Source organism: Pantoea sp. USHLN298 (genome assembly GCF_037149395.1).
Taxonomy (GTDB): Bacteria; Pseudomonadota; Gammaproteobacteria; order Enterobacterales; family Enterobacteriaceae; genus Pantoea; species Pantoea astica.
Genome location: NZ_JBBCRO010000001.1, coordinates 342,779 through 361,436 on the forward strand (window position 1 = coordinate 342,779; position 18,658 = coordinate 361,436).

The following is an 18,658-nucleotide window of genomic DNA, read 5'->3' on the forward strand; positions in this document are numbered from 1 at the left end:
GCTTTACCCGTTATTTGCCAGCATCGGGCAGCTCATTTACCGGTTCCGCCGGGTATAAAAAAACTGGAATTAATAAACAGTCGTTCCTGACTCAGATTACGCGCGCCGCTGACGCGCGCGTAACGAGATAATGCGAGGAGCAAGGAGTCATTATGTTAGATATCGTCGAGCTGTCGCGGTTACAGTTTGCCTTAACGGCGATGTACCATTTTCTGTTCGTGCCTTTAACGCTGGGTATGGCGTTTTTGCTGGCGATCATGGAAACGGTTTACGTCCTGAGCGGTAAACAAATTTATAAAGATATGACTAAATTCTGGGGCAAGTTATTTGGTATTAACTTTGCGCTGGGTGTGGCTACCGGTCTGACGATGGAATTTCAGTTCGGCACCAACTGGTCCTATTATTCTCACTACGTCGGCGATATTTTCGGTGCGCCGCTCGCCATTGAAGGCCTGATGGCGTTCTTCCTCGAATCCACCTTTGTCGGTCTGTTCTTTTTTGGCTGGGATCGGCTGGGCAAAGTGCAGCATCTGGCGGTGACCTGGCTGGTGGCGCTTGGCTCAAACATGTCTGCGCTGTGGATTCTGGTGGCCAACGGCTGGATGCAGAACCCCATCGCCTCTGAGTTCAACTTCGAAACCATGCGTATGGAGATGGTCAGCTTCTCTGAGCTGGTGCTGAACCCGGTTGCGCAGGTGAAATTCGTTCATACCGTGGCAGCCGGTTACACCACCGGTGCGATGTTCATTATGGGCATCAGCGCCTGGTACATGCTGAAAGGGCGTGACTTCGCCTTTGCTAAACGCTCGTTCGCCATTGCGGCCAGCTTTGGCATGGCGGCGATACTGTCGGTAATCGTGCTGGGTGATGAGTCTGGTTATGAGATGGGCGACGTGCAGAAAACCAAGCTGGCAGCGATTGAAGCGGAATGGGAAACCCAGCCCGCGCCTGCGTCATTTACCCTGTTTGGCCTGCCGGATCAGGAAACCCGCGAAAACAAATATGCCATTCAAATCCCGTGGCTGCTCGGCCTGATCGCGACCCGATCCACCGACACGCCAGTGACCGGTCTGAAAGATCTGATGGCGCAGCATGAAGTGCGTATCCGTAACGGCATGAAAGCCTACGCCTTGCTGAATGAACTGCGTGGCGGCAGCCAGGACCCGGCAGTACGCGATGCGTTCAACGCCCATAAACAGGATCTTGGTTATGGCCTGCTGCTGAAGCGCTATACCGACAACGTGGCGGATGCGACCGAAGCACAGATTCAGCAGGCGACGCAGGATTCCATCCCGCGCGTGGCTCCGCTTTACTTCGCCTTCCGCATCATGGTTCTTTGCGGCGTGCTGCTGCTGGGTGTGATGACCCTGGCGTTCTGGAGCGTGATCCGTAACCGCATCGGTAAGAATCGCTGGTTACTGAAAGCGGCGCTGTTTGGTATCCCGCTGCCGTGGATTGCCATCGAATCGGGCTGGTTTGTGGCCGAATATGGTCGTCAGCCGTGGGCGATCGGTGAAGTGCTGCCGACCGCGGTCGCCAACTCGTCGCTGACCACGGGCGATCTGCTGTTCTCCATGATCCTGATCTGCGGCCTCTACACGATGTTCCTGATAGCTGAGATGTACCTGATGTTTAAATTTGCCCGCCTCGGGCCGAGCAGCCTGAAAACCGGGCGTTACCATCATGAACAGATCACGGCGATCACCCAGCCGGTGCAGGGATAAGGAGAAGGATCATGTTTGATTATGAAGTACTGCGCTTTGTCTGGTGGCTGCTGATAGGCGTCCTGCTGATTGGCTTTGCGGTCGCGGATGGCTTTGATATGGGCGTCGGTATGCTGACGCGCATTCTGGGCCGCAACGATACCGAACGCCGCATCATGATTAACTCGATTGCGCCGCACTGGGATGGCAATCAGGTGTGGCTGATCACGGCGGGCGGCGCGCTGTTTGCTGCCTGGCCGATGGTCTATGCCGCCGCGTTTTCCGGCTTCTATGTGGCGATGATTCTGGTGCTCGCCTCGCTGTTCTTCCGTCCGGTGGGTTTCGATTACCGCTCGAAGATTGAAGACAACCGCTGGCGCGGTGCCTGGGACTGGGGCATCTTCATCGGCAGCTTCGTGCCACCGCTGGTGATTGGCGTGGCGTTCGGTAACCTGTTGCAGGGCGTACCGTTCCATGCTGATGAGTATCTGCGCCTGTTCTATACCGGTAACTTCTTCCAGCTGCTGAATCCGTTTGGCCTGCTGGCAGGCGTGGTCAGCGTCGCGATGATTCTGGCGCAGGGCGCGACCTACCTGCAGATGCGCACCACCGGTGAACTGCATCTGCGGTCACGCACTGCGGCACAACTGGCGGCGCTGGTGATGATGGTCTGCTTCGTACTGGCGGGCGTCTGGGTCAAATATGGAATTGATGGCTACGTGGTCACCAGCACCATCGATCACTTCGCTGCCTCTAACCCATTGGGTAAAACCGTGGTGCGCGAAGCGGGTGCCTGGATGGTCAACTTCCAGAATCATCCTGTGCTGTGGCTGTTCCCGGTGCTGGGCGCTGTGCTGCCGCTGCTGACCATCCTCTGCTCACGGGTTGAGAAGGGCGCCTGGGCGTTCCTGTTCTCTTCCCTGACGCTGGCCTGCGTCATCATGACCGCCGGTATCGCGATGTTCCCGTTCATCATGCCATCCAGCACGGTGCCGGGAATGAGCCTGACGATGTGGGATGCCACCTCCAGTCTGCTCACCCTGAAAATTATGACCGTCGCCGCGGTGATTTTCGTACCGATCATTCTTGCCTACACCAGCTGGTGTTACTGGAAGATGTTCGGTCGCATCACCAAAGAGCACATTGAAAGCAACAGTCACTCACTCTACTGATTAAGGAGACGACGCATGTGGTATTTTGCCTGGATTCTTGGCACCTTGCTGGCCTGTGCCTTTGGTATCGTCACCGCACTGGCGATTGAGCATGTCGATGCGCAGGATGAGACACACTGATGCGTACCGTGATTCAGATGCTCTATGGTCTGATGGATAAGGGCCCGTTACGGGCCCTTTCACTGCTGCTGGCGCTGGTGACGGCTGGCGGCGTGCTGTGGGACCCGACGCGCTTTGCCGACCACGCAGGCCGGCTGCCTGCACTGCAGGCGGTGGTGCTGATTTGGGCGATCTGCTGTGGCGTGATCCACGGCGTCGGTTTCCGGCCACAACATACCCGATGGCAGGCGCTATTTTCTCCCTTACCGGCAATGGGGGTGCTGTTTATCGCGCTTTATCGCTTTTACGCTTAATCTCCCGCCATATCGACGCTGTGAGTGAGTTTTTGTCAGCGTCCGGTCAAGAAATCTCCCTGAAATCGTTCCGTTTGTTTCGGTGCGATAATTATTTTCGCCTGGCTCTGGCGACCCATTCCAAACCCGATTTGTCTTGCGTATAGTAGCAACGTTTAAAACGAGGCCGGGATGTAGAGTGAGTACAACGCTGTTTCGCTGGCCGGTTCGGGTCTATTACGAAGATACTGATGCCGGTGGCGTGGTTTATCACGCCAGCTATATCGCTTTTTATGAACGAGCACGTACCGAAATGTTGCGTCAGCACCATTTCAATCAGCAGACGCTGTTAGAACAGCAGGTCGCTTTTGTGGTGCGGCGCATGACGGTGGACTATCTGGCCGCAGCGCGTCTTGATGACCTTCTGGAAATCCAGAGTGAAGTGACATCAATGACCCGGGCGACCATGACGTTTACCCAGCGTATCGTGAATGCTGAAGGCAAAGTGCTCAATGAGGCAGAGGTCCTGATTGCCTGCATTAACCCACATCTGATGAAGCCGATTGCGCTTCCCAAGTCTATTGTCGCGGAGTTCAAGCAGTGACTGACATGAACATTCTTGATTTGTTCCTGAAGGCGAGCCTTCTGGTCAAACTTATCATGTTGATTTTGATCGGCTTTTCGATTGCCTCCTGGGCGATCATTATTCAGCGTACGCGTATTCTCAACGCGGCGGGGCGGGAAGCGGAGGCGTTTGAAGACAAGTTCTGGTCCGGTATCGAACTCTCTCGTCTCTATCAGGAGAGCCAGGGTCGCCGTGATGAACTCGCCGGGTCGGAGCAGATTTTCTACTCCGGCTTCAAAGAGTTTGCCCGTCTGCATCGCGCGAATAACCACGCGCCTGAAGCCGTCATTGAGGGCGCAAGTCGTGCAATGCGCATCTCAATGAACCGTGAGCTGGAGGCGCTGGAAAACCACATTCCTTTCCTCGGCACCGTCGGTTCCATCAGTCCCTATATCGGTCTGTTTGGTACCGTCTGGGGGATCATGCACGCCTTTATCGCGCTGGGCGCGGTGAAGCAGGCGACTCTGCAAATGGTTGCACCTGGTATTGCTGAAGCGCTGATCGCCACGGCGATCGGTCTGTTTGCGGCGATCCCGGCGGTGATGGCCTATAACCGACTGAACCAGCGCGTGAACAAACTGGAGCAGGGCTATGACAACTTCATGGAAGAGTTCACCGCCATTCTGCATCGCCAGGCTTTCTCCAGCGATAGCGCTAAGTAAATAGAGGTTAATGATGGCCAGAGTACGTGGTCGCAAACGCCGCGACCTGAAGTCGGAAATCAACATCGTTCCGCTACTGGACGTCCTGTTGGTGCTGTTGCTGATCTTCATGGCGACGGCGCCCATTATTACCCAGAGCGTAGAAGTGGACCTGCCTGATGCCACCGATTCGAAAACCGTCGCCAGTGACGATAACCCGCCGGTGATTGTCGAAGTGGCGGGTGTCGGTCAGTACAGTCTGGTGGTCGATCACGATCGTATGGATCAGTTGCCACCGGAGCAGGTCATCAGCGAAGCGCAGCGTCGACTGGAAGCGAATCCAAAGACCGTCTTTTTGATCGGGGGCGCGAAAGAAGTGCCTTACGACGAAATTATTAAAGCGCTCAACCTGCTGCACCAGGCGGGTGTTAAATCTGTCGGTTTGATGACGCAGCCGATTTAAAATCGAACCGTTTTTTGGGAACCGAGTGTGTCGAAGGCAACCGAGCAAAACGAGAAGTTAAAGCGCGCGATAATCATTTCGGTGATTCTGCACATCGTGCTGATCGCGCTGCTGATATGGAGCTCGTTTAATGAGCACATTGACGCCAGCAGTGCCGGTGGCGGCGGCAGCGATATTGATGCTGTGATGGTCGATCCCGGTGCGGTAGTGAGTCAATACAACCGTCAGCAGAACCAGCAGAGCGACAGCCAGCGCGCTGAACAGCAGCGTAAAAAGCAGGCGCAGCAGCAGGCTGAAGAGTTGCAACAGAAACAGGCCGCAGAGCAGCAGCGTCTGAAAGCGCTGGAGAAAGAGCGGCTGGAAGCGCAGGAAAACGCCAGACAGCAGGCGAAGCAGCAGGCCGAACAGCAAAAAGCGGCAGAAGAGGCAGCGAAGCAAGCGCAGGAGCAACAAAAAACCGCTGAAGCGGCTGCAGCGAAAGCGAAAGCGGACGCAAAAGCTCAGGCGGATGCGCAGGCGAAAGCCGCTGCCGAACAGGCCAAACAGGCTGCCGCAGAGGCGAAGAAACAGGCCGATCAGCAGGCTAAAGCGGCCGCGGCCGCGGCAGCCAAAGAAAAAGCCGTAGCCGAAGCCAAAGCGAAGTCGGAAGCTGAGGCGAAAGCCGCTGCAGAAGCTAAAGCGAAAGCTGCGGCCGATGCGAAAGCCAAAGCGGCTGAAGAAGCCAAAGAAAAGGCGGCTGAAGCCGCGAAAGCGAAAGCCGAAGCCGCTAAAGAGAAAGCAGAAGCCGCCGCCAAAGCCAAAGCGGACGCAGCTAAAGAGAAAGCGGAAGCCGCTGCGAAAGCGAAAGCCGATGCAGCCGCCAAAGCAAAAGCTGACGCCGCAGCGAAAGCGAAAGCCGATGCGAAGGCCAAAGCCGCTGCAGATGCCGCCAACGACAGCGATGTTGATGACCTGCTAGGCGGACTCGCCTCCGGTAAAAATGCGCCGAAAAGTGGCACTTCTGGCGCAGCAGGTCAGGGTAAACAGAAAAAATCGGGCGCATCAGGTGCAGATATCAGCAATTATGCGGGTCAAATCCAGGACGCAGTAAAGAGCAAGTTTTACGATTGGGAAAGCTTTAAAGGCCGTACCTGTACCTTGCGGATCAAGTTGGCACCAGATGGAATGTTAATCGACGCAAAAACTGAAGGCGGAGATCCCGCTTTGTGCCAGGCGGCATTGGCAGCAGCACGTCAGGCGCGTTTTCCTAAGCCGCCTAGTCAGGATGTTTATGAGGTGTTCCGCAACGCACCTCTGGATTTTAAACCGCAATAATGCAGTATCTGACGGCAAGTTGATCTAAGGTTAGCTTGCCGTAATTAAGTCGTACTCATGGTTTCCAGGAACAGTGCCAATTATCGTGGACTGAGGTTCAGATAAGGGAGATAAAATGAAGCAAGCTCTTCGCGTTACGTTAGGCTTTTTTATCCTGCTGTGGGCAGCCGTGCTGCATGCAGAAGTTCGTATTGAGATCACCCAGGGTGTGAATACCGCACGCCCGATTGGCGTGGTCCCGTTTAAATGGGCCGGTGCTGGCGCCGCGCCAGAAGATATCGGTGGCATTGTGGCGGCTGACCTGCGCAACAGCGGTAAATTTAATCCGCTTGATCGCTCACGTCTGCCACAGCAGCCAACCAGCGCGCAGGAAGTTCAGCCTGCTGCCTGGAGCGCGCTGGGCATTGATTCCGTCGTTGTGGGTCAGGTGCAGTCTAACCCGGATGGCAGCTATCAGGTCTCTTATCAGCTCGTCGATACCGGCGGCGCGCCAGGGACCGTGCTGGCACAAAACTCCTTCAAGGTGACCAAACAGTGGCTGCGCTATGCGGCGCACACCGCCAGTGACGAAACCTTTCAGAAGCTGACCGGTATTAAAGGCGCTTTCCGCACCCGTATCGCCTATGTGGTGCAGACCAACGGCGGTCAGTTCCCATATGAACTGCGCGTGGCGGATTACGATGGCTACAACCAGTTTGTGGTACACCGCTCGCCGCAGCCGCTGATGTCACCCGCCTGGTCGCCAGATGGCAGCAAAGTGGCTTACGTGACCTTTGAAAGCGGCAAGTCAGCGCTGGTAGTGCAGACGCTCTCCAACGGTGCTGTGCGCCAGGTCGCCTCTTATCCGCGTCACAACGGTGCGCCGGCGTTCTCACCAGATGGCTCAAAACTGGCTTTTGCCCTGTCTAAAACCGGTAGCCTCAACCTCTACGTCATGGATCTGGCGTCCGGTCAGACCCGTCAGGTGACCGATGGCCGTTATAACAGCACCGAACCGACCTGGTTCCCGGATAGCCAGACGCTGGCTTATACCTCGGATCAGGCGGGTGCGCCGCAGATTTATAAAGTGGGTCTCAACGGTGGCACGCCACAGCGTATTACCTGGGAAGGCGGTCAGAACCAGGATGCGGATGTGGCTACCGATGGTAAATCAATGGTGATGATTAGCACCAGTGGCGGTGCTCAACACGTCGCCAAACAGGATCTGGAAACGGGAGCCGTTCAAACGTTAACGGACACGTTCCTGGATGAAACGCCGAGCCTGGCACCGAACGGCACAATGGTAATCTATAGCTCTACTCAGGGGATGGGTTCCGTGCTGCAGTTGGTTTCAACCGACGGCCGTTTCAAAGCGCGTCTTCCGGCAACTGATGGACAGGTAAAATTTCCTGCCTGGTCGCCGTATCTGTAATGTCTGACTTAACAGACATCACAAACAATAAACAATAATGGGATTTTTGAAATGCAACTGAACAAAGTGCTGAAGGGTTTGATGCTGGCTCTGCCGGTTCTGGCAGTAGCGGCTTGTAGCTCACACAAAAACAACAACAATGACCAGACTGGCATGGGCGCTGATGGCGCTTACGGTGCAAATTCTGGCATGAACGGCAACGGCGGCAACATGTCTTCTGACGAGCAGGCGCGTCTGCAGATGCAGCAGCTGCAGCAGAACAACATCGTCTACTTCGGTCTGGACAAATATGACGTTCAGTCTGATTACGCTCAGATGCTGGATCAGCATGCTGCCTTCCTGCGTAGCAACCCATCTTACAAAGTGACCATTGAAGGTCACGCGGATGAGCGCGGTACGCCGGAATACAACATCGCCCTGGGCGAACGTCGCGCCAGCGCAGTGAAAATGTATCTGCAAGGCAAAGGCGTTTCTGCCGATCAGATGTCTATCGTTTCTTATGGTAAAGAGAAGCCAGCGGTTCTGGGTCATGACGAAGCGGCTTACTCTAAAAACCGTCGTGCCGTACTGGTCTACTAAGAGAATCACATGGTTAGTAACTTCAGACATCATCTGTTGAGTCTGTCGTTACTGATTGGCGTAGCGGCCCCCTGGGCCGCTAATGCCCAAGCGTCAATCAGTAGCGTTGGCTCCGGCTCGGTCGAAGACCGTGTCACCACTCTTGAACGAATCTCCAATGCCCAGGCACAGCTGATGCAACAACTGCAACAGCAGATGAGCGATAACCAGCGTGACATCGACTCGCTGCGTGGGCAAATCCAGCAAAACTCGTATCAGCTTAATCAGGTCGTCGAGCGTCAGAAACAGCTCTATCAGCAGATCGACAGCCTGAGCAGCAGTAACAGCGGCGGCGCGCAGTCAGCGGCTGGCAGCGATGCCTCAGCCGGTGCAGCGGCGGCCACCGACGCGGGTGCGGCGGCTGCCACTGATAGCGCACCGACGCAGAGCGGTGATGCAAACAGTGATTACAATGCGGCTGTTGCGCTGATTCTGGAGAAGAAACAGTACGATCAGGCGATCACTGCGCTGCAGGCATGGGTAAAACGTTACCCTGATTCGACCTATCAGCCGAACGCCAATTACTGGCTGGGACAGCTGAACTACAACAAAGGCAAAAAGGACGACGCGGCCTATTATTACGCCACGGTGGTGAAAAACTATCCGAAGTCGCCGAAAGCCGCAGAGGCGTTATTGAAAGTGGGCGTCATCATGCAGGAGAAAAACGACACGGCGAAAGCCAAAGCGGTTTACCAGCAGGTGATCAAACTTTATCCCAATACCGACTCTGCAAAACAGGCGCAAAAACGTCTGGCAGGGATGTAATCTGTACGGTTCAGACCGGATATCGTGTGATTTCTGGTCTTGCCGTATGAAAGGTAAGCAAACGACGCTTTTGGCAGAAATAAGGGTTGCGCTACCTCAGTAAATCAGTAATATATGCCGCCGTTGCCGGGTGACATTGCAAAATTGCAAAAGTGTCCGGTAAGCCTGAAGATGGGTCGTTAGCTCAGTTGGTAGAGCAGTTGACTTTTAATCAATTGGTCGCAGGTTCGAATCCTGCACGACCCACCATCTCCGGTCAGACGCGTTGTTAACTGCGCGCCCTTTCAGGAAATAACCTTCAGCATTGCTTCACAACCTAAGATGGGTCGTTAGCTCAGTTGGTAGAGCAGTTGACTTTTAATCAATTGGTCGCAGGTTCGAATCCTGCACGACCCACCATCTTGTTTCAGGCGCCCGGCGCGAAGAACGGTTGTAAGCCCCCAGCGGGTCGTTAGCTCAGTTGGTAGAGCAGTTGACTTTTAATCAATTGGTCGCAGGTTCGAATCCTGCACGACCCACCAATTAAGAAAGAAGCGCCTTTAAGGCGCTTTTTTCGTTTTCAGGGCACAGAGTTAAGCGTGCCGGATGAGGACCTGCCGCAGGTTCGACTGAATCGCGGGGAGCGATTCAGGCTGATGCGCCAGCATCACCCGCAGGGCGAGGCCCCGGATGGGCCGAGGCTTATCCTGCACGACCCACCAATTAAGAAAAAAGCGCCTTTAAGGCGCTTTTTTCGTTTTCAGGGCACAGAGTTAAGCGTGCCGGATGAGGACCTGCCGCAGGTTCGACTGAATCGCCAGCATCACTCCATTTCCCGACTACGACAGACTCTTCCAGATATGCATCACCGCGTAGCTACGCCACGGCCGCCAGACCTGTGAACGCTGCTCAGCGGCGCGCGGCGTCAGGCCACCCAGATTATTGCGCACCGCAATGTCTTCTTTCGGAAACGCATCCGGCCAGCGCAGGGCGCGCATCGCAATATAGTGAGCCGTCCACGGACCAATGCCCGGTAAGCTCATCAGCCGCGTCATCATCGCCTCAGGCGACAGCGTGGCATTGAACCGTAGCTCACCGCTGGCGCAGGCGCTGGCGAACGCCTGAATCGCTCTGGCGCGGGCGCTGACAATCCCGAGCCGGGCAATCTCATCCAGCGCGGTTTCTGCAATCCGTTCCGGACGGGCGGAGTAACGTGACAGATCGGCGAACGGCGTCACGCAGGCCTCGCCAAACGCCTCAGCAAAACGGCTGCTCAGCGTGGTCGCGGCTTTCACCGTGATCTGCTGACCAAGTATCGCCCGGACCCCCATTTCAAAGCCGTCAAAGGCACCAGGCACCCGCAGGCCGGGGTAATCCGCCAGGCTCTGCGCCAGCAGTGGGTCCTGTTGCAGGTGCGCCGCAATCCGCTGTGGCTGCGCATTAAGATCGAACAGATCGCGCAGCCGACGCAGCAGGGCGGGCAACACCGGCGTTAAACTGCTGGTGAACTCAACCTGCAACGCCTGTTTTGCCGGCAGATGTGACACGCTGACCCAGCCGCGATAGTCGCCCAGCGCCACGGTGCGCCGGTAACAGTTATCTTCAACCGCCTCGATCTCTTTCATCAGACGGAGCTGCAGAAAACTGAGCATCGCCTGCCAGTCGTAAGGCGGACGATAGCTAAGCCGCAGCCGCATAGTATCATCAGGCTGCAGCTGTGCCGCCGGCAGCGTCTGCTTGCGTAAGGCACCCGGTGTCATGCGGTAACGGGCCTGAAAGACATCATTGAAGCGCCGCAGGCTGCCAAAGCCGCTGGCATAGGCGACATCAATAATCGGCAACCGGGTTTCGGTCAGTAGCTGTTTCGCCAGCAGCATCCGACGCGTCTGCTTCAGCTCCAGCGGCGAGACGCCCAGCTCCTGCTGCACAATGCGCCGCAGCTGGCGTGCGCTGATGCCAAACTCGGCCGCAATCTCATCCAGCCCCTCGTGCTGCTCCAGCACGCCTTCCTCAATGCGCTGCACCAGCCGATCGGCAATGCGATGCGCATGATCCACCGGCGCATTGCCCGGTGCCAGTTCTGGCCGGCAGCGCAGGCAGGGACGGAACCGCGCTTTTTCGGCCGCTTCGGCGCTGCTGAAGAACAGACAGTTTTTCTGCATCGGCGCTTTCACCGGGCAGATCGGACGGCAATAGATGCCGGTTGAGGTGACGCCGACGAAGAAAACTCCATCGAAGCGGGTATCACGTGAGGTCAGCGCCTGATAGGCAATCTCGGGATCGAGCATGGTCTTTCTCCGGCAAATAAAGCGCAGCCTACGCCGGATACGGCAGGCAGACTGGCTGTTTTCGGACAGCACAACAGTTTATCGTCGTGACCGAAAACAGCCAGCCTGACGGCTGAAAAGTGCGATAATCGGCACTGACTCAGTGAGCGGAGAATCAGCATGTATTACTTCAAACCTATCGTCACACCGGTCGGCGAACTCAAGCTGGTGGCCAGCGACCGTGGTCTGGTCGGCATTTTGTGGGAGAACGACGATCCCAGACGCACCCGGTTTCTACCGCAAACCCGTCACGATGACCTGCCGGTGTTTCTGGCGGCCGAACAGCAGCTGGCGGAATATTTTGCTGGCAAACGCCGCTGTTTCGAACTGCCGCTCGACTTTGTCGGCACCGACTTTCAGAAGAAGGTGTGGCAGGCGCTGGTGGTGATCCCGTTTGGCGAAACACGCAGCTACAGCCAGATTGCCCGTGAGATTGGTCATCCGCTGGCAGTCCGTGCGGTCGGGGCCGCCAACGGCCGTAATCCGCTCTCGATTATCGCACCCTGCCATCGGGTGATTGGTGCCAACGGTAAACTCACCGGCTTTGCCGGGGGACTGGAGATCAAAGCCTTTCTGCTGGCACTGGAAGCCCCGCAGGCACACCTGGCGCTGGCAACCACCACGCAGCCCGACGTGAGCTGATTATTCATACGGGCTGAACAAAAACCCCACGACACACCGAGACATTTCCGCTATCGTGTTTAGCATATAAAACACGATGGCGGGATCAACGCCATAAGTCGCCTTAACAGGCGATTTTCGTTAATTAGATAAAACGAGAGCTGTGTCATGAGTGTGATGTTCGATCCTGAGAGCGCCGTTTACCCCTTTCCGCCTAAACCGGCCCGTCTGACTGACGATGAAAAAGCGGGCTACCGCGAAAAAATCAAAGCGTTGCTGAAAGCGCGTAACGCCGTCATGGTGGCGCACTACTATACCGACCCGGAAATTCAGGCGCTGGCCGAAGAGACCGGCGGCTGTGTCTCGGACTCGCTGGAGATGGCGCGCTTCGGCAGTCAACATCCGGCCACGACCTTGCTGGTGGCGGGCGTGCGCTTTATGGGTGAAACCGCCAAAATTCTCAGCCCGGAGAAGAGGGTGCTGATGCCGACACTGCAGGCGGAATGCTCACTCGATCTCGGCTGCCCGATTGAGGAGTTTAACGCCTTCTGCGATGCCCATCCCGATCGTACCGTGGTGGTCTACGCCAATACCTCCGCGGCGGTGAAAGCACGCGCCGACTGGGTGGTGACCTCCAGCATCGCGGTTGAGCTGATTGAACATCTCGACAGCCTCGGTGAGAAGATCATCTGGGCACCGGATCGCCATCTTGGCCGCTACGTGACGCAAAAATCGGGCGCGGATGTGCTGTGCTGGCAGGGCGCCTGTATTGTGCATGACGAATTTAAAACCCAGGCGCTGCAGCGCATGAAGGCGCTCTATCCCGACGCAGCGGTGCTGGTGCATCCGGAGTCGCCGCAGGCGATTGTCGATCTGGCCGACGCGGTGGGCTCTACCAGCCAGCTGATTCAGGCGGCGAAATCGCTGCCGCATCCGCAAATGATTGTGGCCACCGATCGCGGCATCTTTTATAAAATGCAGCAGGCGGTACCGGAGAAAGAGCTGCTGGAAGCGCCGACCGCTGGCGAAGGGGCTACCTGCCGCAGCTGCGCCCACTGTCCGTGGATGGCGATGAACGGCCTCAGGGCGATTGCAGAGGCGCTGGAGTCGGGCGGCGCGCAGCATGAGGTGCAGGTTGACAATGACCTGCGAGAAGCCGCGTTGCTGCCGCTTAACCGCATGCTATCCTTTGCAGCGGATCTTAAACTCAACGTGAAAGGAAACGCGTAAGCGTTTCTTTGACAGGTGCCTGGCATGGACTTCTTCAGCACACACAATATTCTGGTTCATATTCCGCTCGGTGCGGGCGGCTACGATCTCTCGTGGATTGAGGCGATCGGCACGCTGGCAGGCTTGCTCTGCATCTGGCTCGCTAGCCTGGAAAAGATCGTCAACTATCCGTTTGGCCTGATTAACGTCACGCTGTTTGCGGTGATCTTCTTTCAAATCCAGCTCTATGCCAGCCTGCTGTTACAGCTGTTCTTTTTTGTCGCCAATCTCTATGGCTGGTACGCCTGGAGTCGCCAGACCGACGACCACCAGGCCGCGCTGAAGATTCGCTGGCTGCCGTTACCTAAAGCGCTGGCGTGGGCGGTGGGCTGCATCGTTGCGATTGCGCTGATGACGCTCTATATCGACCCGGTATTTGCCGTCCTGACGCAGGCAGCGGTCACGCTGATGAACGGTCTCGGACTGACGGTGGCGATGCCGGTGCTGCAACCGGATGCCTTCCCGTTCTGGGATTCGTGCATGATGGTGCTGTCGATTGCGGCAATGATTCTGATGACGCGCAAATATGTTGAGAACTGGCTGCTGTGGGTGATTATCAACGTGATCAGCGTAATGATCTTCGCCCGTCAGGGGGTGTATGCGATGTCGCTGGAGTATGTGATTCTGACGCTGATTGCGCTGAACGGTTCCCGGATGTGGATTCGCAGCGCGCGGCAACAGGGTTCCCGCGCGCTGTCGTCTCAGTGAGCGTGATGCTCGCCCGCGGCGTGATGGTGCGCAGGATGAGAGTGATCTGAGCCACCGCTGATGCCGAGCTCACACTCGGCACCGGCACAGGGCTGATACTCCATCTGTACGGTGGCGTGCGCAATCTGATAGTGCTGCTGCAGATAGGCGTGAATGCGGTGCAGCAGCGCATCATGATCGTACGGCGGGATCACCTGCACATGCAGCGTCAGCAGCGGTTTCTCGCCAACCTGCCACAGATGCACATGATGCACGTTGCGCACTTCGGCAATATTCAGGGTCAAATCGCGAATCAGCCGGGTGACGTCAAGCGAGCGCGGCGCACCTTCCAGCAGCTCCTGCAGGCTTTCACGCAGCAGCGCCCAGGCGCTGCGCAGTACCAGCAGCGACACCAGCAGTGACAGGATCGGGTCAATCGGCGTCCAGCCGGTCAGCATAATGATCACTGCCGCCGCCACCGCCCCGACCGAACCCAGCAAATCACCCATCACATGCAGCGCCGCAGCGCGCACGTTGAGGTTCTTCTCGCCGCTGCCGTGATGCAGCAACCAGAACGACAGGATATTGGCCAGCAGTCCCGCGATAGCAATGCCCAGCATCAGCCCGCCGGTGACCGGCTGCGGATCGGCGAAACGGCGCACGGCTTCCCAGACGATCAGGGCGGTAATCACCAGCAGGGCGATAGCGTTGACGAAGGCGGCCAGCGTGGTCAGGCGCAGCAGGCCGAAAGTATGGCGTGCATTGGGCTTGCGGCGGGCAAACTGCACTGCCAGCAGCGCCATCAACAGCGCTGCCGCATCGGTCAGCATATGTCCGGCATCGGCTAGCAGCGCCAGCGAGCCAGAGAGCCAGCCGCCAATCACTTCGGCGATCATAAACAGGGTGGTAACGCCAAATGCCGCGGCCAGACGGGTACGATTGCTATCCTGCCCGCTATGAGTGTGGGTGTGTGCCATAAGAATCCAGTTTTTTCAGTAACCTGTTAGTCAATAATATCAGTAATCGCCACGTTTCAGCGGTGTCCTGATGCTGTTTTGCCTGCTCCGCTAACTGCTGGCTAAGCTGCGCGCCTTCCTCCAGCCCGACCAGTAACCAGCTGCCTTTCATCCGGTGTGCGGCTTCCGCCAGCTGCGTCCAGTCCTGCCGATCGCGCGCCGCGGCAAGCCGCGCCAGATCCTGGCTGACGGTGTCGCGTAATGTCTGGCTCAGACGGCCAAGGAACCGGTCGTTGTGCTGCGCCAGTCGTAACAGGTTGTCATCCAGTGCCGCCAGCGGATCGGGCTGCCAGGCGGCCAGCAGGGCGCTGAGATCGGATAACTGCACCGGTTTAATCAGCACCCGTTCGCCGGCCGCCAGCGGCTGGGACAGCAACTGGGCGTCGGCTGAGCACAATACCCGCATCGCCTGACGGCCACGCTGACGATCGCGACGGCGCAGCAGCCGCAGCAGCAGCGTGCCGTCGGGACGCGGCATCATCTGGTCGATAAACAGCAGGTCATACGGCTGCTGCGCATCGGCGCGCAACAGGTCGCGGCCCTGCTCGAAGGTATCGGCCTGAATAGCGAAGCGCGCCAGCTGCTGCTGCATCACCAGCAGATTGGTGGGATGGTCATCAACAATCGCCACCCGCAACTGCGGGTAGCCGGGCAGGGCAGATTCGCTGACAGGGCTGACCGGCTGACAGGGCTCAAGCGGAAGCGTGACCGTCACTTCGGTGCCGTGACCGGGTTGAGAAACCAGCCGGATATCGCCGCCCATGCGCAACACCATTTCCCGGCAGATAAACAGCCCCAGGCCGCTGCCCTGGACGGAAACCGATTTGCCCGACGGTGCCTGATACCAGGGATCGAACAGCTTCTGCTGCTCCTCCGGCGGAATGCCGCTACCGCTGTCGCTGACCGTCAGCTCCAGCTGCTGTCGGGCCGCCAGCGTCAGCCGGATCTCACCGTGCCGGGTAAATTTCAGCGCATTGGTCATCAGGTTATTCACTACCTGTTGCAGGCGATCGGCATCGATCAGAATCGCCTCCGGCAGCGGCGTCAGCGCCCTGACCACCAGACGCGGTCCGTCAGCGCGCATCAACGGATGGTAAAAGTGCTGCTGCTGTTCGAGCCAGGTCGCCAGCGCCAGCGGACGCGGCGACAGCGTAAAGCTGTTGCTCTCAATCCGGGCGTGATCCTGCAGGTCGTTGAGTAAGGTCAGCAATGATTGCGCGCTGCTGTGCAGTAGCGTCAGATTCTGGCTGCTGTGCTGCTGCTTTTCCAGCTCCAGCAGTCCGAGAATCGCCTGCATCGGCGTGCGCAGCTCATGGCTGACGGTGGCCAGAAACTGGCTCTTCATCGCGTTGGCGCGCTCCGCCTGCTCACGCTGCTGACGCTCCCGGCGCTGCTGCCAGTAGCGGCGCGCCAGTAACAGCAGCAGTAAGGCGATCGCCGCTCCGGCCACTACCAGCACCATCATCGGTAAGGAGCGCATCACCATCACGCTGCCCGGCTGTGGCGGAGTGGACCAGCTATCGCGCATCTGGCTCTGGGTTTCAGCCGGAATCTGCTGCAACGCCCGATCCAGCAGCGCACGCAGCACCGGCTGATCCGGGGCGACGCCCAGCGCGATCGGCCAGGCGATGTCGCTGGCGGCGAAGGCGAGATGAATACGGGGATCGTTGCGGCTGGCGATACGCCAGCGGGCTGACAGCACGTTATCGACCAGGGCATCAATCTGGCCTCTGGCCAGCGCATCGTACAGGCTGTTGCGATCGGCAAAGCGCTGCGGCTGCAGGTCGTCGGGCAACAGCCGCAGCGCCAGATCGTCCTGTAGCACGCCGACCCGCTTACCGCGCAGGTCACGCCAGTGCGTCAGGGAATGGGGCTGAATGCTGTAGATGCCCCACAACGCCCGCCACACCGGTAGCGAGGTGCTCTGCATCGCATCACCGTTAAGCGGTTGCATCAGCTGCAGCATCGCCTGCTGCTGACCGATCAGTGCGGCGGCCTGGCGGGGATTGCTGACCCATACCGGCTCGAATTGCAGTCCGGTACTCTGGGCGATCACTTTCAGCAGCTCGACGCCGTAGCCGCGCGCCGTGCCGGTGCTGTCGCGGTAGCTCCACGGATAGTTATCCGGCTCGGCGGCGTAGAACACCCGTGGATGGGCGGCAATCCATGCCCGTTCATCCGGGCTGAGCATCAGCGTCTGGGTATCCTGATAGCGTGGCAGGATGCTGCTCCAGCGCGCCTGAAGCGTGTTCATCAGCTCGGCGGGCAGCTGACGCAGGCTCTGATTGATCCAGCTAATCAGCTGCGGATCGCGGCTCACCGCGCGCAGGCTGAGCTGACCGGCCTCTATCCGCGAAGCAATCTGATAAATCTGACCCTGCTGCAGCTGACTTAACAGAAAGCCGGCGCTGGTCTCATCCGCCACCACATAATCGTTCTGCTGATTAAGCAGGGTATAGAGAGCCTGCAGATCGCTGCTATAACGCCGCCAGCGATGGCGCGCCGCCAGATCGGGCGGCAGCTGTGCCAGCGTGGTGTCACTGATCGCCAGCTGGGCATTCTGGCTGTTAAACATCACGGCGCGCTGATTCTGCTGGTTACGGTAGATGCGTAGCGGGCTGCTGTACCAGATGTCACTGCTGAGCGTGCCTGGCGGTAACGGCGCGGCCAGCATACCCAGGGCAAAATCGATCTCTCCGTTATTCAGCGCCTGCAATAGATGTGCCTGATCGGCGTACAGCGTCAGACTGAACTGGGCACCGGTCAGCTGACGCAGCGCCGAGAGATAATCGGCATTGATGCCATAGAGATCGTTGCCGATGCGCATCGCCCAGGGCGCGTTGTTCTCCTCCAGCAGACCGACGCGCAGCATCCGACCCTGCATGGTTTCGGCGCGGTTCACCGGCAGCATCATCGGCAGATTTACGCTGCTTACTGGCCGGACGGCCATCCCGACTCCGCTCCATAACAGCAATAAAATCAGCAGCCAGTTCCTCACTGCTGCGCTTTCCACAGGTCAGCCAGTTCCACCACCGAGCGGGCACCGGTCTTTTCCAGAATATTCTTTTTATGGGTGCTGACGGTTTTGTTGCTGATATGCAGCTGAGCGGCAATTTGCAGGTTAGAGAGGCCGCTGGCCAGTAATGCCAGGACCTGGCGCTCTTTCTGGGTCAGCGGCAGTTCTGGTTCATCCTCAATAGCAGGAAAGGCCGTGTGACCGCCCAGCACCGCCAGAATCGCGCTCAGGAGCTGCTCCATGCGCTGACTTTTCACCACATAACCTGCCGCACCCAGCGCCTGAGCGCGTCGCATGGTGTGATGGGTTTGCTGCGCCGAGTAGATCAGCACCGGGCAATCGGGCAGATGAATCTTCAGACGGCGCAGAATCTCCAGGCCGTCGCCATCCGGCAGGCCAATGTCCAGCACGATAATATCCAGCGGCAAAGAGAGAAAGGCGCGTGCGGCTTTTTCACTGCTGGCAGAGTAAAGTTTTACCGGAATCGGTGACTGAGTCAGCGCAGCCTCAAGGGCGACCTCGACCAGTGGATGATCGTCAATCAGAAGCAATGCGGCCATGAATATTTCCCTGTTAATTTCACCGGCTCAGCATAGCGGAAGAGAAGAGAGGAGGGGAGAAAAAGACAGGAGAGCAGAG

Annotated in this window: 18 protein-coding genes and 3 tRNA genes; 17 read left to right on the plus strand and 4 right to left on the minus strand. The window is 57.8% G+C overall.

What is annotated here, in order from left to right; all coding sequences use genetic code 11:
- Positions 1–152 precede the first annotated feature (152 nt).
- The 14 genes from cydA to WFK59_RS01820 all read left to right on the plus strand — a co-directional run bounded on the left by cydA (position 153) and on the right by WFK59_RS01820 (position 9,625).
- Positions 153–1,724, plus strand: a complete 1,572-nt coding sequence (cydA, locus tag WFK59_RS01755) for a cytochrome ubiquinol oxidase subunit I (RefSeq protein ID WP_336754878.1) — start codon at positions 153–155, stop codon at positions 1,722–1,724.
- Positions 1,725–1,735: 11 nt separating this feature from the next.
- Positions 1,736–2,875: a cytochrome d ubiquinol oxidase subunit II gene (cydB, locus tag WFK59_RS01760; RefSeq protein ID WP_336754879.1), complete on the plus strand. Its 1,140-nt coding sequence runs from the start codon at positions 1,736–1,738 to the stop codon at positions 2,873–2,875.
- A gap of 15 nt (positions 2,876–2,890) precedes the next feature.
- A complete protein-coding gene (cydX, locus tag WFK59_RS01765; protein ID WP_094119676.1) occupies positions 2,891–2,995 on the plus strand; it encodes a cytochrome bd-I oxidase subunit CydX in 105 nt (34 codons plus the stop codon).
- A complete protein-coding gene (gene ybgE, locus WFK59_RS01770) occupies positions 2,995–3,288 on the plus strand; it encodes a cyd operon protein YbgE (RefSeq protein WP_233984883.1) in 294 nt (97 codons plus the stop codon). Before cydX ends, ybgE begins: the two co-directional genes overlap by 1 nt.
- Before the next feature lie 178 nt (positions 3,289–3,466).
- Complete coding sequence (ybgC, locus tag WFK59_RS01775; RefSeq protein WP_031374830.1) at positions 3,467–3,871, plus strand: tol-pal system-associated acyl-CoA thioesterase; 405 nt, start codon at positions 3,467–3,469, stop codon at positions 3,869–3,871.
- Positions 3,868–4,554 (plus strand): Tol-Pal system protein TolQ, encoded by a 687-nt coding sequence (gene tolQ / locus WFK59_RS01780; protein WP_031374831.1) that lies wholly within the window; start codon positions 3,868–3,870, stop codon positions 4,552–4,554. Before ybgC ends, tolQ begins: the two co-directional genes overlap by 4 nt.
- A 13-nt stretch (positions 4,555–4,567) precedes the next feature.
- Entirely contained in the window at positions 4,568–4,996 is a 429-nt protein-coding gene (gene tolR / locus WFK59_RS01785; RefSeq protein ID WP_010260764.1) for a colicin uptake protein TolR, read from the plus strand.
- A 27-nt stretch (positions 4,997–5,023) separates the two neighbouring features.
- A complete protein-coding gene (tolA, locus tag WFK59_RS01790) occupies positions 5,024–6,310 on the plus strand; it encodes a cell envelope integrity protein TolA (RefSeq protein ID WP_336754880.1) in 1,287 nt (428 codons plus the stop codon).
- A gap of 115 nt (positions 6,311–6,425) precedes the next feature.
- Positions 6,426–7,721, plus strand: coding sequence for a Tol-Pal system beta propeller repeat protein TolB (gene tolB / locus WFK59_RS01795; protein WP_233984881.1), 1,296 nt, complete (start codon positions 6,426–6,428; stop codon positions 7,719–7,721).
- Between the two features lie 51 nt (positions 7,722–7,772).
- Positions 7,773–8,300 (plus strand): peptidoglycan-associated lipoprotein Pal, encoded by a 528-nt coding sequence (gene pal / locus WFK59_RS01800; RefSeq protein ID WP_031374834.1) that lies wholly within the window; start codon positions 7,773–7,775, stop codon positions 8,298–8,300.
- A 9-nt stretch (positions 8,301–8,309) separates the two neighbouring features.
- Positions 8,310–9,104 carry a cell division protein CpoB gene (gene cpoB / locus WFK59_RS01805; protein WP_233984880.1) on the plus strand — a complete coding sequence of 265 codons (795 nt, stop codon included), beginning with the start codon at positions 8,310–8,312 and terminating at the stop codon, positions 9,102–9,104.
- A gap of 173 nt (positions 9,105–9,277) precedes the next feature.
- Positions 9,278–9,353: transfer RNA gene (locus WFK59_RS01810), tRNA-Lys, on the plus strand.
- Positions 9,354–9,427: 74 nt separating this feature from the next.
- Positions 9,428–9,503, plus strand: a tRNA-Lys gene (locus WFK59_RS01815).
- 46 nt (positions 9,504–9,549) lie between these two features.
- Positions 9,550–9,625 (plus strand) — tRNA-Lys (locus WFK59_RS01820).
- A gap of 297 nt (positions 9,626–9,922) precedes the next feature.
- Here WFK59_RS01820 and WFK59_RS01825 read toward each other — a convergent pair.
- A complete protein-coding gene (locus WFK59_RS01825) occupies positions 9,923–11,371 on the minus strand; it encodes an AlkA N-terminal domain-containing protein (RefSeq protein ID WP_233984879.1) in 1,449 nt (482 codons plus the stop codon).
- Between the two features lie 159 nt (positions 11,372–11,530).
- Here WFK59_RS01825 and WFK59_RS01830 point away from each other — a divergent pair, with 159 nt between their 5' ends.
- The 3 genes from WFK59_RS01830 (at position 11,531) to pnuC (ending at position 14,008) form a co-directional block, all read left to right on the plus strand.
- Positions 11,531–12,052, plus strand: coding sequence for a methylated-DNA--[protein]-cysteine S-methyltransferase (locus WFK59_RS01830; protein WP_336754881.1), 522 nt, complete (start codon positions 11,531–11,533; stop codon positions 12,050–12,052).
- A gap of 147 nt (positions 12,053–12,199) precedes the next feature.
- Positions 12,200–13,261 (plus strand): quinolinate synthase NadA, encoded by a 1,062-nt coding sequence (gene nadA, locus WFK59_RS01835; protein WP_336754882.1) that lies wholly within the window; start codon positions 12,200–12,202, stop codon positions 13,259–13,261.
- Positions 13,262–13,285: 24 nt separating this feature from the next.
- Positions 13,286–14,008: a nicotinamide riboside transporter PnuC gene (pnuC, locus tag WFK59_RS01840; RefSeq protein ID WP_336754883.1), complete on the plus strand. Its 723-nt coding sequence runs from the start codon at positions 13,286–13,288 to the stop codon at positions 14,006–14,008.
- Here the strand turns inward: pnuC and zitB are convergent.
- From zitB to WFK59_RS01855, 3 genes are read right to left on the minus strand one after another with little or no spacing between them, the layout of a single operon-like run.
- A complete protein-coding gene (gene zitB / locus WFK59_RS01845; RefSeq protein ID WP_233984875.1) occupies positions 14,002–14,964 on the minus strand; it encodes a CDF family zinc transporter ZitB in 963 nt (320 codons plus the stop codon). The genes pnuC and zitB overlap by 7 nt on opposite strands.
- A complete protein-coding gene (locus tag WFK59_RS01850; RefSeq protein WP_336754885.1) occupies positions 14,942–18,016 on the minus strand; it encodes a hybrid sensor histidine kinase/response regulator in 3,075 nt (1,024 codons plus the stop codon). The genes zitB and WFK59_RS01850 overlap by 23 nt, the downstream gene beginning before the upstream one ends.
- Positions 17,998–18,579 carry a response regulator transcription factor gene (locus WFK59_RS01855; RefSeq protein ID WP_094119441.1) on the minus strand — a complete coding sequence of 194 codons (582 nt, stop codon included), beginning with the start codon at positions 18,577–18,579 and terminating at the stop codon, positions 17,998–18,000. Before WFK59_RS01855 ends, WFK59_RS01850 begins: the two co-directional genes overlap by 19 nt.
- Between the last annotated feature and the right edge of the window lie 79 nt (positions 18,580–18,658).